Raw genomic sequence first — 16,314 nt, 5'->3', positions numbered from 1 at the left:
AAACCTCTCGGGTTTTATTAGTGCTCAGCCTCTTCTTCTATCCACATTTTAAGCAAATCGTGCATCATGGACATAAATTTTTTTGACTGCAGATCATTATTTAATGGATCATCCAGAAACTTCTTTAAGTCAGCTAAAGCGGGCATTTTTTTAAGCGCCGAATAGCTTAGCATCCAGGACCCCATGGACCACCTTCCAAAGACACGTTCTTTGGAATACCCTTTGATCCATTGAGTTACATTTTGGTGCCTCGGGTCTTTCCAAATCTTCTGAAAGAGCTCATTTACATTTTCTTCCGGCCCCTCTAAATACTGAAGGTATTTGTTTTCTACCCCCAACAACATTCCTGTAATTTTTTTGCCCGGATTGTTTTTTTCGGATACAGAAGTTATATCCTTAAGTGTTTCGGGGGTGATTTCGCCCGTGGGCTTGCTTGTGTAAATGATATAATAAATCATGAAAATTGGTCAGGTACTGGAATTTAGCCAAAAAATTGAAGGGAATTAAGCCTTTGAAAATCATTCTCTTTTTAGATCTTTAGCTTTATGAAGGGCATCATTCGCTTCCTTTTCTTTATCGTGGTGGTTTACACGCTGCTTACAAGTGTAATCAGTCTGCTAAAGACTGGAGAGGTTGATAAGGAATACTGTAGAGATGGTTTTACGGTGATCAATACTGAAAACGATCGCAGACATCAACGAGAATGGGAGTCTGTCAACTACTCCAAGTCCTTTTGTGCATCTTATGAATCCGTAGAGAAAGTAAGCCTGGAGGCCGGAAAGAAAAGAAATGACATCATCTACGAGTTGGACAGCTATGAAAATGTATGGGGAAAGATCTATCGGGAGCTAGTGCTTGACAGCAAACGCCACATCGATTTTCTGGTTGATTCACTTCAGGATATCTCCCTGCAGCAGCAGCTATCGAGAGAGGAATTGGCCGAACTGGTCGTCACCTTTGTTCAAGACATTCCATATAGCTATGTTCGTGTGGAAGATTGCTCGGAAACTGACAACAAGGGAAAACCCTGCATAGGGAAAATAGCACTTGGACTTCTTTCACCCTATGAATTTTTGCATTCGTTATATGGCGATTGCGACACCCGGGCAGTTTTGATCTATACCATTCTGGAAGAGTTGGCTTTTGATCCGATGATCGTGGTGAGCAATGAGTATGCGCATGCCATGCTGGCGCTGAACATGCCAACCGCTGGAGACCACCTGACTTATCGGGGCAAGAACTATTATTTTTGGGAGACAACCGGGAAGGGGTGGCCGCTGGGAATGCTGCCACCTAATTCCAATAATGTCAAGTACTGGAAAGTCGCTTTAGTTAATGAAATATGAGTTTGGTTCTTCAAAACCTGTCATATCGAATGCAATGAGATATCTTTAGTATTTGATTGAAGAGTCTTTAATGCTAATTCTGCATGCCATTTTTAAATATTTCTCCTATCGTCGAAAAGACAGGTTAATAGTATTTTAATAATCAAAATTGGAATAGCAAGTTAAAATATGAATCCTAACATCGCCATACTCGCACTGATCGAGATCATTTCAGCCATCACCATTGGCATTTTCATTTTAGCCCTGACCTACAAGATCGTGCAGTGGGTAGGCAGAAAGTATTACAAGATTCAGGATTACAATCTGTCCTACAGCATCTTTGTTTCTGCCATCATTTTGTCGGTTGGCATCATGATCAGCGGGATTGTGCAACCATTGATATCCTCATTTCGATTGCTCAATAAAAGCGCCGATAGCTTCACTTTGGCTTTCGAATACATCGCTACGGGAGCCATTTACATCGCGATTGCTTACACAGCGACCATCCTTATCGGATTGATCAGCACATTCCTGTATAGCAAACTGACACCTATTGATGAGTTTGAAGAGATCAGGAAAAATAATGTAGGTGTCTCGCTGATCATCAGTAGCATTTTAATCACACTCACCCTGCTTACAAAAGATGGCGTCATGCTTCTCATTGAGGCGATTGTTCCTTACCCCGAATTACCCCCGATTTAATCACTCATCCCGCAATACCGTCGCAGGATTTGTTCTGGCCGCTCTCCACGTTTGGGTGATGATAGTGACCATGCACAATAGAAGCAGTACAATGATGCTTCCTCCAATTTCCACAATGGTAATCTGTGTTCGATACACATTCTGAGCTAGAATGACTTTGTCAAAAAGTAAATAGCAAATTGGAGTTCCAATCAGGATGGCCCAAAGGACCATTTTAAAGAACCCCCTCGACAGCAGATAAATGAGTTTGCCTTCTGAAGCACCGAACGTCTTACGAATTCCTATCTCTTTCATGCGGGTTTGAGTCGAATAGATCGCCATTCCCAATAAACCAAGTGTACTGATGGAGACCGCCAGGAATCCGATGAATCCAAAAATTTTCATGAAGTCCACTAAAAACTCATAGTAGTCTTCAATTTGCTGATCCATGAATGCGGCATCCATCCGGTGATTCGCATCAACCTCGTCCCATACTTGCTCAACACTGCCCAGTGTTCCCAATATATCTGAGCTGGCTATTTTTAGGTTAGCATATTGATATTCGCCCGTATTTCTTATCACGAAGCTGTTGATATGTTCTTCCAGGTTGGCATAAATGATGTCTTTAATAACACCTACGATTTCAACGGATTCACCCTCAACATTAAAGACCGTCCCCAATGCTTCCGAAGGTGAGCCGAGACCAAAGTTTTTCACGAAGGTCTCATTGACTAAAATGGTGGATTCACGCACATCATTTTCACCGGGTACAAAATTTCTTCCTGCTACTAATTCGATTTGCATGTTTTCCAAAAAGGCATCATCTACTTTGATGTGATGCACCCAAACCGAATCCTGATTTCTGGCATCCACCAGTTGTAGATTGTTCCAATTGCCAACACCTGGGATGTAGGAAGAAAACGACACATTCGATACTTCAGGCAGTTTCATGAGTTCTGATTTGAGTATTTGGGGATCATTTCCCTGAACCCTGAGATTCAGAATATTATCCTTGTTGAAACCCATGTCATTATTGAGCGAATAAGAATACTGCTTGTGAGTAATGACCACAGCCATCACGAATATGATACTTAGGGTAAACTGAGCCACAATCAGACTTTTACGGAAACTGATTCCTGACAATGCTTTAAGCATTTTTCCGGAACGCAGGGCACGCAAAGAACTCAGGCGTGAAAAGAATATCGAAGGGCTCAATCCGGCAATCAAACCAGTTGCTATAGCGAATAGTACAAACCACCCGATCAGCTGAGGGGTAAGCTCCAGACTAACCATCTCTTCCGCTCTTGGAAGTATTTCTATGAATCCGTTTCGAAGTACTCGAAATAGAAGGATTCCTAAACCAAGTGATAAAAGGGAGAGGATGATAGCCTCAACCGTAAACTGGCCGAAGATTGATGCACGACTGGCACCATTCAACTTTCTTACGCCGACTTCTCTAGCCCGTCTTAGAGAGCGTGCCATCGATAAGTTGGTGTAATTAAAAATCGCGGACAGTAAGATCGCAGCGGCAATAACTGATAGTATGATAATCGGGAGATAAATCATTTTGGGCCCTATGGAGTCACTGATATTTGGGCCGGGTACAATTTCATTGATACGCTGCAGCTCAAAAGATGCCTTGAAATTATCCGGGTCTTTGTAGTAGGTTGGTGCATTGTTGTTCAACCAGGCAATCACACTGGTTTTTTCCTGGTTTTCAGGGATGTAGATATAGTTATAATATCGATCCAGGTTTTCCCATTGGTCGTGAGACTTATCAATGATTCCTTGTCGGGCAAGGATTGAAGTGGTACTCAACGATACGATGGCTTCAAATTGTAAATGGGAAAACTGTGGAGGGTCTGCCACGATACCGGTGACTTTTAAAGTTCCCAATCCTTCAATGTCGATGGTCTCACCAACAGGATTACTGTCTTCGAAGGTCTTGTTGACAAAACTTTCCGATAACAGCACTGAAAACGGGTCTTTCAGCCCATTTTGTTTACTTCCTTTTATCAGATCAAAAGTGAAGAAATCAAAGAAATGCTCATCAGCATAGATGCCTTTGACAAATATTTTCTTGTCGTTGGCAGTGGCTGTTCCCTGCAGTCTTCTGCCCAGTTGAGCGACTTGAATATTAGGAACCTGTTGCTTGATTTCCGGACCCAAACCGAGTGGAGAAGAGGCCTGCGTTTCGAGTTGCCTCGATTGATAGGTCGCAGAAGAAATGACACGGTATATCTCGTGCTTATGCTCATGAAACTCGTCAAACTTGAGAAGGTCGGAAATCATACCAATAACCAATAACCCGCTGGACATTGCAACCGACAGACTGAAAATATTGATGAAAGAAAAGAGCTTTTGTCGTCGAAGATTGCGTAAGGAAATGGTGACATAGCTGCTGATCAAAGCTGCCTGATAGCCCGGTCCTGATTTGGGTTTATTTAGTACCGTCGGCCTGATCATTTTCAATACCTCACGGGTGTAAATACGACGAGCCTTTTTGAGTCCGTATTTTTCTTTGTTAGCCAGAAAGGATTCTTCCAAATCTCCTTCCAGCTCTTCATAAAGATGATCCTTACAAAACCATTTGAACAGCTTATAGGCAAATGATGGGATGTCCGGATGTTTCATAGTAGTCCTTTTTTGAGTGATTGATTAGGTGAGTTTTGGGATCAGATCCCACATTCCTTCCCTCAGTTCCTTGGCCTCCTGCAAAGTGGCCAATCCTTTATTGGTCACTTCATAGTAGCGCTTTCTACGTCCACCACGTTCAGAAGTAGGCTCCCCATAGTCTGATGAGATGAAGCCTTTTTCTTCCAGTCGGGTCAAGGCGGTATGCAGGGCTCCTCTACTGATGCTTCGCCCCATGCGTCGATCTATTTCCTCCTGTATGGTTACTCCATAAGCGTTCTCATCTAAAATGAGAATACTAAGCATTACGATTTCCTGAAATTCGCCAAGGTTAGTCCCTTTCATATTTGATTGATTTAATATGATTCTTAAATGAAGACGTAATTATAACTTATTTGTTTCTTAAATGCAGAAAAAATTTAATTGTAAGATTACGTAGGTAACTGCACCACTGTAAAAGGATTTGTTTGTCAGGCTTAGCATGGTTTAATGTTATTTGTATTGCAGATTGTTAACAAAAGAGAATTTATTTTAAGCACCTGAATATGAATCCGGGACAATTATATACGGGAATCTATCTCTGCATATTGATTCAGGTATGCTTAATGGGTTTGATCAACGTTTACCAGAAGAAGCTACAAAATCGCATACTTGGGATCATTTGTTTTTTGTTTGCCATCTCAATTGTGAAGATTGCCTATTGGGAACCTATACAAGGAACCACGTTCTCCATGATTTTTGGCGGGCCTCATTTGTTCTTATTTCCGCCAATGCTTTACGTCTACCTTCGTTCCTTATCGAAAGAAAGGAACACGGAATTATTGATTCACTTATTCGTTCCAATAGTCGCATACCTTATAATTCGACCGATAAGAATAGCTGTTCTAGGCTGGCCATCCGATTCATTTAGTGAGGTTATTTACCATGAATTGATCCTCATTGCGATCATGATTTTTTATCACTTGAAGTGCGGAAAGATTATAAAATATGATTTGAACAGACAATTGAAATCACGTTTGGTTGGGCGATTTAAACGCTTTTACTATTCAATGTATCTCTACTTAATAGTCAGCACATTATTTCTTCTTCCTCTTTCATTTAATTATCATTATCAGCTCCCAGCACTTACTGATTTAAACTATAACTATGTCTTCCCAGCTTATTTGTTTTCATTCAGGTATCTATTCATGATTCCCTGCATGTTCTTCATCTTTTACTCTTTGACTGAGGTTTCATGGATGAAGCGTTTGTTTATTTCAGCAGCTATTGAGGAAAAACGAATGGATAATGATGTAGAATTCTTAGAGATTCATCGCCTTTTAAATTCATCCGATTTTTACACCAATCCCAATTTGAATGTGGAAATGTTTCTCAAGGATAGCAACATTCCAAGAGCCACACTCAAAGCCTTTCTTTCAGAGAATGGGTATTCCAATTTTAATGAAATGATCAACACCTTTCGTGTGAATGCATTCAAACGGATGGTCTCTCAAGCGGAGAATCAGAAGTACGATCTTTTTAGTTTAGCCCGGGAAGCGGGATTCAATTCCAAAGCTTCATTTTTCAGGGTCTTTAAACAGCTGGAAGGTGTCACGCCTAATCAGTATCATAGAAGCAATATCCATAAGTCCTGATTTGTCTCAAAAATTAAAAATGAGACTTGTGTGTGCTTTTGAGTGACTAAATCCGTGTTTCCCGGCGGTAGTTTTATCCAGGACTAAATTAAGCCTGATTAAATAATGGCTGGTAAGACTAATGAAACAATTAATAAAACTCACTTGCATCCTGGGGATGCTATTTGCACAAATGTCAAGTGCTCAAAAATCAACCTCACCTCTTTGGTTGGATTTAATACCTGGTAAATACGATGTTGGGTTCAAAGCAGAATTTTTGGTTGACACAACCCGAATGTTCCCATCATCAGATTCATTACCGCATGCATTGAAAGGAAGACCCATCAGGGTCAAAGTGTATTATCCGGGAACGAAGCAAACCTCAAGCTTACGAATGAGTTTCGAAGATCAAATACGTCTATATCCTTCTAATCCTCAATTCGCAACTTACAATGAAGTACTTGGATTGAGAGACATAAATCTTCAGGGACAGTTCGGCCCCCGCTCCGACTCTCTAATGCGAGTATTATTTAGAATGGAGACTATGGCATATTCTGAAATCCCAATAATGGAAGGGTCGTTCCCTTTGCTGATTTATAATCTGGGATTAGACGATCATCAGATGGAAAATTCAGTGCTTTGGGAGTACCTCGCTAGCCATGGTTACATCGTGGTTGTGATTCCATGCCTGGGAAATAGCCTTGAAAATAAATTTGTGCACTACAATAGCAAAGGACTTGAAGGCTTGTATTTGGATGCATTATTTGCATTAAACACTTACAGAAAGAAGGAGTATGTTGACAAAGAGCGGATAGGAGCTATTGGCCACAGTTTTGGAGGAGGTGTTGCAGCATTACTGGCGTGCAGAAATTCAGATGTTAAAGCAGTAGCCTCACTGGATGGCACCATAAATAACCCACGTGCTCAAAAATTTATTGATTCTCTCAATATCAACGCTAATACACTTAAAGTACCCTTATTAAACTTATACACCAAAGCTCATGACAAAGACCTCACTATAGTCGAATCACTTGAAACACCCGTTTATGAGGTTGGCTTTCATAGCGCGTCTCATTTTGATTTTCAAAATTTTGGTCTTTTTGCTCACGTAATGGGAGTTGATGATTCGCGAGTGGTTAGACGGAGGAGTTCCGAAGAAGGAAAAGACATTGTATTAGGTACAATAGGCTTGACTAAAAGCTTTTTTGACTATTACTTTTTCGAAGATGAGAATGGCCATTCTTTCATCAAAGGAGAAGGTACTGACACAGAAAGATTAAATGAACTTGCTGAATTTAAATACCGATAATATGAGTAATCGATCTAAGCTATTCTTCATATTACTGGCTTTTATACTAAAAGCGCCAGGTCAGGAGGTAGTGGGAAATGCTGAGATTTTCCTTCCTGGGATCGTTTCTTTAGAAACTACCTGGGATGAATATCTTTCCTTTTCTCCGGACGGTAATCTTTTGACGTTCACTCGTTCCGGATCTGATTTGCCACATTTTGATCGGAGAATCTACTTTTCATACAAGGTAGATGAAAAATGGTCAGAACCTATTTTAGCCCCTTTCTCCGGTGATTTTTTTGATAGAGGATCTTCCTTCTCTCCAGATGGAAACAGGATCTACTTTGGTTCGAATAGGCCTGGTGATAGAGGGTTTGATTATGATAGCGACATCTGGTATTCATCAAAAGCGGAGGACGGATGGAGTGAGGCCAAACGAATGCCTGATTTAATCAACTCTGATGAGTTCAATGAAGGACATCCTTATGTGGCTAAAAGTGGTAGTCTGTATTTTGTCAGGTACAAACGTGGGGTTGAGACAGACATATATGTGAGTAAATGGGAGAATGAGGACTATCAACAACCGTACAAGCTCAATGACAATATAAATACCGATGGGCCAGATTCACACTGTTACATTGATCCTGATGAGCGCTTTTTGATATTTACGCCTACAGACCGTGAAGGTGGAATGGGTGCCGGAGATGTTTATATCAGCTACTTTGAGGATGGAGACTGGCAAGCACCCGTCTGTCTGGGGAAAGAACTCAGTACCGAACTGTATGAATACAGTGCCAAACCGGGACCTGGAGGAAGATTGTATTTCACTCGCGCAAAATTCGGATCAGATGGAATCCCCGCCGATATCTACTCCGTAGAAGTAAGATTAGACTAAACACGGAAATCAGCAATCCGCCAAAAAAATCCGCTTAGTCAGTAAAATTTGCTTTAGCCCCTAACGATCAGGACTTTATTTCAACATTTAGCTGAAAGGCTTAGGGGGATATCGGGTTGTAGAATACTTAGTCCAGACAACTAAACCACAACCCAATGAAGGCCTTTCTATTTCTACTCGGTTCGCTCACGCTCAAACTAGCAACTGCTCAGAATGTCGTTTATTTTACCGGCTTTGAATTGATCAATATGGATTCTGCTGCAGGTCTGCAGTATTCTACCTCCAAGCTGATTAAGTCGTACATCGAAGACAACCACGATTACACCATTCTGCTCAATGAACAAATTGGCAATCAAAACTACAGTGCGCGAGAACCGCTGGCGGAATCGGCCAGGGTTGCTGTCACCAAAGGCTCACGATATGTTATGAAGGGAGAGATTCACTTTCTTCAAGGGGTTTATATCATCTCGCTTGGCGTCTATGAATCGGCCAACCATATGCAGGTGTGGCACGACATGGCAAAGGGATCTGTGGAGCAGGATCTGGATCTACTGCTGTCAAGGCTGGGGAGATCATTTTTCACCAATAAAACGGCGAAGACGGACATTGAAATTGATGAAGTGACTGAATACGACCAGCAAGGGGTTGAGCTGGCGCAAATCAAAGTCAATCATTTTGTGGGAGTGATGTTAGGGGGCAAGCACATTCCCAATGAAAGCACACTATCGGGTTTTGGGCTTACCTACACTTATGATGCAGCCACCGTACTTTTCAATTTCGATTTTGAGCTGTATCCTTCTTCGCACCTTTCGATCAACCATCATTCGCCGGATCGACGCATGCAAACAGGGAATATCAATCTGGGCGTTTTGTATCCTCTGACGAGAAAGCGCATGACATTTTATGTTCAGGGAGGAATGGAATATGGCTACACCAATGTCAGTGATCGTTTGTACGACACAGATTATTCGGTTACTGAAACAGGGATTGGGGCATATGTTGGAGGAGGCTACCTGATCAACCGAAATTCAACCGTCAACCTCAGAATGTTCACCAATGTGTCCATTCCGTTTTATAAGGCTGACGGCTCGAATATCTCCGGAATCAAATTCGGGATCGTGACCTCTTTTGCCCGGAAGCGTTGATCTAAACTCCGAGAAAAATTTTTCTTAAAGTCGAAACTACCCCCCACCCTAAAGGGAGCAGCTAAGAACATCCCTTTAGGGCCTGCCTGCACGAAGCTCCGGCAAAGGCAGGAATAAAAGGGTTATTTAGTGCTTTCCCCTGCTCAAAAATCTTTTCTCGTAGCTTTAATCTTTCTTCAAAGACTTGGCCAGCACCGAAACCTGAAGTTCCAGTCGCTTGATCTCGCGAATGGTGGCATTCTTATGCATTTCCATGAATTGGAAAAGTTTTAGCATGCCGATGGCCATGAGTAGAAACATAACCCCAACTCCATACGGTATCATCTCCGAAACGTCTGAAGTGCTTAACAATCGGTAACCACAGTAAACGGCCAGACCGAAGAACACAAATTGAACAATCAGAATCCCGGCATTGAGCCATTTCATTTTCCCCTGAAATAGTCCTCCCAGCATTTGAAACATGCTTTGTTCATCGTAGGTGTTAAACAACTCTTTTTCATCTTCAGACAATGCTTCTTTGATCATCTGATCTATTTCATCATTCTTTTTCATCCTGGTACATTTTATTTTCCAACATTACTTTTAAATATTCTCGTCCGCGAAAGAGTCGTGATTTCGTTGTTCCGGCAGGAATACCCAGTAAGCCACTGATAGTGTTTATGGACAAGTTTTCCTGGTAGAACAATTGGATCACCGTCTTTTGCTCATCGGGCAATTCGTCAATTGCTCGTTTGAGAGCGTCCAGCGTTCCTTCATCCGGGCGTAGACTATGTTCAGCAAACTCGGCTTGTGTGGTCTTTCGAATGTCTTCCCTTTTTCTGTTGACCTGATTGGATCTAATCCAGTTGATGGCCATGTGGGTAGCAATTCGTAAAGACCAGCCTTGAAAAGCAGCGGGATCTTTTAGAGTCTTGATTTTTTTGATGATCGTAATCCAGGCATCCTGAACAATGTCCTTGGAGGCGGAGGCATCTTTCGTTGTGTAGTAAACCCGGGCCAGCATTTTTGGATTCCAGCGTTTCACCAACAATTCAAATGCTTTGCGATCTCCGGCCTGGCAATTGATCACCAACCATTCCTCTATTATTTGATCCGAAGTTTTCATTTGCTAACCCTTAGTCGGTGGAAGTCGAAAAAGGTTCAATGAATTTTTATCAATCTACTGATAAGCAGCTAAAATGAGGTGATTTGAAGAAACTCAATAGCCCCTGATGCTGTTGACAAACCAAATATTAGCACATGAACCCATACTGTGACCCGGAAACCGGCATTTGTACACCCTCTACTTTCGAAGACCTACAATCCATCGGTCAGGATAAACTGACAGACAAAACCGAGATCATCTACATTGGTGATCCCATGTGCTCGTGGTGCTGGGGTATTTCTCCGGATTTGATCAAACTGAGAGATTATTACCGCGACAAGGAGGTCGGATATAGAATAGTGGTTGGTGGCCTGCGACCGGGAGGCGGAGATGCGTGGGATGACAAAATGAAGGATTTTCTGAAAGAACACTGGGGCCATGTGACTGAAATGAGCGGGCAGCCGTTTGGCTACAGACTCATGGATCGCGATGATTTCAATTACGATACAGAGCCCGCATGTAGGGCAGTCGTTGCAGCCAGACCATTAGTTCAGGAAAAAGAAATGGAATTCTTCGAGGAGATTCAGCGAAAGTTTTATGTGGAGTCTGAGGATCCGGGACAACTGGAATTCTACCAAAGCATTTGTGAGAAGTTTGATGTTGATTTTAAGAAATTCTCTGATCGATTCGAAAGCGAAGAGATTCGCTATGAAACCAATGCAGAGTTCTCTCTCAACCGTCAGTGGGGCGTGCAAGGCTACCCGACGATGGTTTTACTACACAAAGACCAGCTTTTCATGATCGCGCATGGCTATGCCACCTTTGAGCAAATGAAAGCGCAGGTGGAGAAGACGATGGAGGAGGCCTAAGCCATTCCCTTTCCCTTGCCTACTGCAGGCTTGCGAACGACGAAGAAGTTAGAAATGAGGATCATTCACAAACCCTATTCCCTTGCGAGTGAGGCACGAATGAGACTTGGGAATCTCTACACCTTTAACTAGGAGATTCCCATGACTCGGATAGCTGTTGCTATCCTCCCAAGGGAATACGGTTCATTTACAAATGATGCCTTAATGGAAACTGTCTGCCTCTGCAGATTGTGTGATGTTAGGGTGAAGATAAAAACATCCCCCTGCAGCCGTCATAGCCTTCGCACCCCCCTTCAAAGGGGGATTAAGTTCTGAAGAATTCCCCCTTTAGTAAAGGGGGCTAGGGGGATTCAAATCACTCTTCCACAACCCCCGGCCAATTCTCTTCTGCCTTTTTAATTAAAGCATCCCGATCTGCTTCCCATTTTTTCTGGATGCCCTTGCTGTAATTCAGGTAGAGCTTTCCGTCCACAATACGCCAGGCCATGGGACTGGACTCATATGTATAGCCATTGCCAACGGCATATGCACAATACCCACCAAATTGAGGCGCGTACTGTTCCGGCTCAGCTTTAAATGCCTCCAGATTTTCCTGTGAACTAAAACGCCATTCGACACCTGTCCATTCAAAAGAAAAAGATTCACTTCCTTTTACCGGCTCTCCATTTTTGAAGTACGCAACCGGGTCATACCCTTTGATGGCACCATCATTGGTAGTGTAGACAGGACTTTTCTGAGCTGAGGCAATGAAACAAAAAGCGATAAGTAAAATAGATGTTGCTGTTCTCATATCTTATGGTACGGGAATGAAGGGTTGAAAGATCAGGTGAGAAGTTCGTTTGTCGGCTAGTTGTCCCCTCTGGAGGCGGTCCGACGTTTCGGGGGTTAGGGGGAGGATTTAACAGCAAGATGTTCTAGATGACTTTCTTAATCCATGTATTTTGAATTTTGCAATGCCTTTGAGGTGGAATTGCTATAACCGATACATAGCTCATCGGTGGTATCTACATCCGCTACTACGTTGTTATCGATCAATAGCTGACACAGACGTTTGGCTTCTCCAACCGGGATCTCTACTTCAAATTCCTTAAAAAAGTACCTTGAAACGTCTGAGGCAGTCAGGATGCTTTTATTTCTATGATTAGAAATATAATTCAGGTGCCTCAGGATCGCGTTGAGTTTTTGATTCTGCGTCATGTATTAAAGTTAGTTGATCTCGAGCCTAAAACAGCAACAACTTAAACTGCGAATCAATTCCTTCCTTAACACAGGCGTTCGACGCTTTGGTGGTTGGGATAGGATTTTGAGTATTTATATCCCCCTGCAGCCCTCTGGCATACGCACCCCCCTTTGCTAAGGGGGAATTCTTCAGAACTTAATCCCCCTTAAGAAGGGGGGTGTGAGAGAAGGTGTGAGAGCAGGGGGATGTTCATCTATTCCAAAAAACGGGAGGGTTAATTATATTTAGGTATGAAACTACCAACAGATATTCAAATCTTGGAAAAGATTTATAAAGCACACAAAAATGATTTTGAGCAATATGAGAATGATAATTCGATTCGTGATAATAAAATTTTTGTAAGAGTTGACTTACTAAAAATTGCTCAAGAATTAAAAGTTGATAAAGACATTGTATTTGGGAGACTTTACTATCATCTTAATCATAAATTCAACTACCAAAACGCAGGTAATTCACATGTTAAATTATTTATAAACAGAGGAGATTATGGGAAGGATGAAAAAGGACATGAAATAAATTTCCCCTACATGACGTCAATCTTAGCTGGGATGCAATATGAACGTAGAAAGTATCAAATGGCCACCATAATTGCTATTATATCTCTTGCTGTCTCAACAATCTCTGTTACAATTTCCGTGTTTTTATAACTCTATCACTCCCCACTCCTCCCCAACCGAATCCCATAGGCCGGATGACTGTTGCCACCGGCCCAGCCGCCATACGGGCGGAACGCGATGGGGCTGTAAGGGTTGAAGTCGTGGTACTCCCGTCCATAGCCATAAAAGCCACCTCCGCGAAAACCAAACCCGCCCGAGTCCTGATTTCCTTTGGGCCAATCGATATTCGTTGCACTTCCATTTTCAGTGAGATCACCATCTCCATGTGTTCCCTGAAAGTTGCGCCCTTTCTCATGCCCGATGCTTATGACCTTCTCCCAAAGACTACCGGCCAGATCGTGCACTCTGAATAGCGACACGCCATACAAATCCCGATTTTCATTGGTGATGTCTCCCTCATCCAGATCCAGGTAAACCAAATCCCCGGTACTGTTTAATTGCCTGCGAACCTGTGTCTTTTCAGCGGTATTCCATGGAAACTCCATTTCAATGGGACTTTTGGAACCACGACACGCTTTGGTGTATTCAAATTCAGTGATTGGTCTTAAACCAGCCCAGTCCGCATACGCGATCCCCTCATCCCAGCTGATATAGTTGCAGGGCTGATCGGGTTTTCCGGCGATGAACATTCCATTTTCCTGATAGATGGTCCCTCGGTTTTGAGAGTAACCTTCTACTTCAGACAGGTTGTTGGCCGCTTGTTGTTCGGGCGAGAGACTGTTTAGAAAATCTACATAATGGCCTTGTGTGGGTTCATACTTCATGATGTAAAAGCCGGCTACTCCCCTAGGAAACTCAGCTCCGATAGTGCCTTGCTGATCCCCTTCATATCCGCTCTGAGCTTGATAATACAGCTTGTTGTTTTCCGGCCCAATGTCTATGGATTGGTCTTGTTTTTTGATTTCATAAAGTCCCTTTATTGCTCCGTCCTTATCAGAAAGGTAGAGCGCACCATGTTCGGTGGTGTTGGGAGCGCCCAACGTAACAGGCCCTTCCGGGATATAGACCATCTCGATCGCATACGGGATCAGCTGCTGTTGCCTCGCATTGATTCCGTCAAAATCGGTAGGTTCAAGCTCGATCACCACTCTGGCAGATACGTCACTTTCTCCGGGATTTGCCAGCGAAATGAAAACCCCCATGCCGTCTTTGCTCGGAGTGAACGTTAACGGGACCTGCTCCTGCCCATTTGCAACTGCTTTGTGACCACCCTGCTTCACATGAATAGTGATATAGCCGTTTCGTTCATTGTTCACCCATTTGAAAAACACCCATGCCGCATCATGAAATTTGACTCCATTTTGTTCCAGCCGGAAAGCATTTTGCCAGCTAATATCCATGGAGACATAGGATCGGCCATTTTCATAGTAGTAAATAGTGTTTTCCACTTTCAGGTCGGTGGCGAAAGTGGACGTACAAATGAGGAGGAGGATTGTGGTTAGGTGTTTCATAGGTCGTTTGGGTTTTTAACTGAGTATCCTCGCCGGCAGCATAAACAGCGCGCGGATAAAGGCAAACACTCCCTCAACGGCAAAGCCCAAAAGTCTGAATGGCAGCAAAATCAACCAGATAACCGGATAAAAGAACAAAATGGCCAATGCCAGAGGCCAGCAGATGACAAGGAGGATAAACCAGAGTAGTAGTTTCATGAAGAGTTATACGGTCGGTTGAATGAGGCGGTTATCTGTATCATAAGCGTACAGTTAGCACCTAAAACCGTTCTTTTTTGAACGATAGACCCAGAAATAACCTTAATTCGACGTAAGCATTTAAAAACCAATAAAAAACCGTCATTCAGAGGCTCTCTGGGCAGATGGTGGGATGGAAGCCGTGGAATCTCTCTTCGAATTAGAAAGACTCCACGCCTTTTTCCCTCACACCTCCAACCGAAAAGGCTCTGAGTGACGTTTGGCTAGGTTTTTTATTGGTTTTTATATCGAACTGAAGGAAACAGTGCGGGCGGCTAGCCTCAGGGCAATCTATTTTTTAAAGAGTGTCATGCTGAATTTATTTCAGCATCTTTCTAATTCCTGACCAGTGATTTTTATCTTTAGGTATGAAGCTACCTATTTACCAAGTCGATGCGTTTACCGATCACCTCTTTGCAGGGAACCCTGCCGCAGTAGTCCCGATCGGGGATGAGTGGCCCATCGATGATGTGTTGCAAAAGATCGCCATTGAGAATAACCTGTCGGAAACCGCGTTTTTCCAGGATCAGGGAGATTTCTTTGATCTCCGATGGTTTACACCGGAGTTTGAGATTGACCTGTGCGGTCATGCGACACTTGCTTCGGCGCATGTCATTTTCAATCACATGGGATATAAAAAAGACAAGATCGACTTTGAGACGATGAGCGGTCCACTGGTTGTGAAACGAAAAGACCATTTGCTGCAGTTGGATTTTCCATCTCGAAAACCAGAACCAGCTGAGATGAATGAAACATTGTTGAAAGCATTTTCACACGCGCCCAAAGAGGTGTTGAAATCTCGTGATTGGGTGCTGGTCTACGATAGTGAAGCGGAAGTACGGGCACTTAAGGTGAACGAAAGCCTGTTGAGTCCGGCACAATTTGAAAAAGGGGGCATTGTCTGCACAGCCAAAGGAGACGGGGTAGATTTTGTTTCACGATTCTTCTTCCCTGGGGGCGCACTATTCGAAGATCCTGTGACAGGTTCCTCTCATTGTTCACTAATCCCCTATTGGTCTGAAAAACTTGCAAAAAATGAAATGATCGCCTACCAACTCTCAGAGCGCAAAGGCTACCTTAATTGTACAGCTTTAGGCGAGCGGGTGCTTATTGCCGGCAATGCAGTAACATACATGAAAGGGGAGATTGAGGTTTAAAATTAGATTCAATCCCTATTCCCTTGCAAGTGAGGGACGAACGAGACTTGGGAATCTCAATCCATAGAACTGATAATA

General features: G+C 42.9%; 18 protein-coding genes. 9 read left to right on the top strand and 9 right to left on the bottom strand.

The window, feature by feature from the left end:
• Positions 1–17: 17 nt before the first annotated feature.
• Complete coding sequence (locus tag CHB71_RS00635) at positions 18–458, bottom strand: BLUF domain-containing protein (RefSeq protein WP_089354948.1); 441 nt, start codon at positions 456–458, stop codon at positions 18–20.
• 87 nt (positions 459–545) lie between these two features.
• On the opposite strand from CHB71_RS00635, the gene CHB71_RS00630 reads away from it, so the two are divergent.
• Both CHB71_RS00630 and CHB71_RS00625 read left to right on the top strand, forming a co-directional pair.
• A complete protein-coding gene (locus tag CHB71_RS00630) occupies positions 546–1,346 on the top strand; it encodes a hypothetical protein (protein ID WP_089354947.1) in 801 nt (266 codons plus the stop codon).
• Positions 1,347–1,514: 168 nt separating this feature from the next.
• Positions 1,515–2,027 carry a DUF350 domain-containing protein gene (locus CHB71_RS00625; protein ID WP_089354946.1) on the top strand — a complete coding sequence of 171 codons (513 nt, stop codon included), beginning with the start codon at positions 1,515–1,517 and terminating at the stop codon, positions 2,025–2,027.
• Here the strand turns inward: CHB71_RS00625 and CHB71_RS00620 are convergent, their stop codons facing one another.
• Together CHB71_RS00620 and CHB71_RS00615 are read right to left on the bottom strand one after the other, a co-directional pair.
• Positions 2,028–4,640, bottom strand: coding sequence for an ABC transporter permease (locus CHB71_RS00620; RefSeq protein WP_089354945.1), 2,613 nt, complete (start codon positions 4,638–4,640; stop codon positions 2,028–2,030). It abuts the gene before it with no gap.
• Between the two features lie 24 nt (positions 4,641–4,664).
• The gene (locus CHB71_RS00615) at positions 4,665–4,985 is read right to left on the bottom strand and encodes a PadR family transcriptional regulator (protein ID WP_089354944.1); all 321 of its coding nucleotides are present in this window, start codon (positions 4,983–4,985) and stop codon (positions 4,665–4,667) included.
• 200 nt (positions 4,986–5,185) lie between these two features.
• Here CHB71_RS00615 and CHB71_RS00610 point away from each other — a divergent pair, with 200 nt between their 5' ends.
• The 4 genes from CHB71_RS00610 (at position 5,186) to CHB71_RS00595 (ending at position 9,581) form a co-directional block, all read left to right on the top strand.
• Positions 5,186–6,274, top strand: coding sequence for an AraC family transcriptional regulator (locus CHB71_RS00610; RefSeq protein WP_089354943.1), 1,089 nt, complete (start codon positions 5,186–5,188; stop codon positions 6,272–6,274).
• Between the two features lie 121 nt (positions 6,275–6,395).
• A complete protein-coding gene (locus CHB71_RS00605) occupies positions 6,396–7,562 on the top strand; it encodes an alpha/beta hydrolase family protein (RefSeq protein WP_144017282.1) in 1,167 nt (388 codons plus the stop codon).
• Position 7,563: 1 nt separating this feature from the next.
• Positions 7,564–8,436, top strand: a complete 873-nt coding sequence (locus tag CHB71_RS00600; protein ID WP_179213267.1) for a TolB family protein — start codon at positions 7,564–7,566, stop codon at positions 8,434–8,436.
• A gap of 155 nt (positions 8,437–8,591) precedes the next feature.
• Positions 8,592–9,581 carry a hypothetical protein gene (locus CHB71_RS00595; protein ID WP_089354940.1) on the top strand — a complete coding sequence of 330 codons (990 nt, stop codon included), beginning with the start codon at positions 8,592–8,594 and terminating at the stop codon, positions 9,579–9,581.
• Between the two features lie 165 nt (positions 9,582–9,746).
• Here the strand turns inward: CHB71_RS00595 and CHB71_RS00590 are convergent, their stop codons facing one another.
• Positions 9,747–10,133, bottom strand: a complete 387-nt coding sequence (locus tag CHB71_RS00590; protein WP_089354939.1) for a DUF6768 family protein — start codon at positions 10,131–10,133, stop codon at positions 9,747–9,749.
• Entirely contained in the window at positions 10,120–10,686 is a 567-nt protein-coding gene (locus tag CHB71_RS00585; RefSeq protein WP_089354938.1) for an RNA polymerase sigma factor, read from the bottom strand. Before CHB71_RS00585 ends, CHB71_RS00590 begins: the two co-directional genes overlap by 14 nt.
• Positions 10,687–10,820: 134 nt before the next feature.
• Here CHB71_RS00585 and CHB71_RS00580 point away from each other — a divergent pair, with 134 nt between their 5' ends.
• Complete coding sequence (locus CHB71_RS00580; protein WP_089354937.1) at positions 10,821–11,534, top strand: DsbA family protein; 714 nt, start codon at positions 10,821–10,823, stop codon at positions 11,532–11,534.
• A gap of 355 nt (positions 11,535–11,889) precedes the next feature.
• Here CHB71_RS00580 and CHB71_RS00575 read toward each other — a convergent pair whose 3' ends face one another.
• Together CHB71_RS00575 and CHB71_RS00570 are read right to left on the bottom strand one after the other, a co-directional pair.
• Positions 11,890–12,324 carry a YHS domain-containing (seleno)protein gene (locus tag CHB71_RS00575; protein ID WP_089354936.1) on the bottom strand — a complete coding sequence of 145 codons (435 nt, stop codon included), beginning with the start codon at positions 12,322–12,324 and terminating at the stop codon, positions 11,890–11,892.
• A 137-nt stretch (positions 12,325–12,461) separates the two neighbouring features.
• Positions 12,462–12,731 (bottom strand): hypothetical protein, encoded by a 270-nt coding sequence (locus CHB71_RS00570; RefSeq protein WP_089354935.1) that lies wholly within the window; start codon positions 12,729–12,731, stop codon positions 12,462–12,464.
• Between the two features lie 273 nt (positions 12,732–13,004).
• On the opposite strand from CHB71_RS00570, the gene CHB71_RS00565 reads away from it, so the two are divergent.
• Positions 13,005–13,421, top strand: a complete 417-nt coding sequence (locus CHB71_RS00565; RefSeq protein WP_089354934.1) for a hypothetical protein — start codon at positions 13,005–13,007, stop codon at positions 13,419–13,421.
• A gap of 5 nt (positions 13,422–13,426) precedes the next feature.
• Here CHB71_RS00565 and CHB71_RS00560 read toward each other — a convergent pair whose 3' ends face one another.
• On the bottom strand, positions 13,427–14,842 hold the full coding sequence (locus CHB71_RS00560; RefSeq protein WP_089354933.1) for a formylglycine-generating enzyme family protein: 1,416 nt from the start codon (positions 14,840–14,842) through the stop codon (positions 13,427–13,429).
• Between the two features lie 15 nt (positions 14,843–14,857).
• Positions 14,858–15,040: a hypothetical protein gene (locus CHB71_RS00555; protein ID WP_089354932.1), complete on the bottom strand. Its 183-nt coding sequence runs from the start codon at positions 15,038–15,040 to the stop codon at positions 14,858–14,860.
• A 407-nt stretch (positions 15,041–15,447) separates the two neighbouring features.
• Here CHB71_RS00555 and CHB71_RS00550 point away from each other — a divergent pair, with 407 nt between their 5' ends.
• Entirely contained in the window at positions 15,448–16,236 is a 789-nt protein-coding gene (locus CHB71_RS00550; RefSeq protein WP_089354931.1) for a PhzF family phenazine biosynthesis protein, read from the top strand.
• The last annotated feature ends 78 nt before the right edge of the window (positions 16,237–16,314 follow it).

The organism is Ekhidna lutea (assembly GCF_900188325.1).
Lineage (GTDB): Bacteria > Bacteroidota > Bacteroidia > Cytophagales > Cyclobacteriaceae > Ekhidna > Ekhidna lutea.
This window is presented reverse-complemented; position numbering and strand designations above follow the sequence as displayed.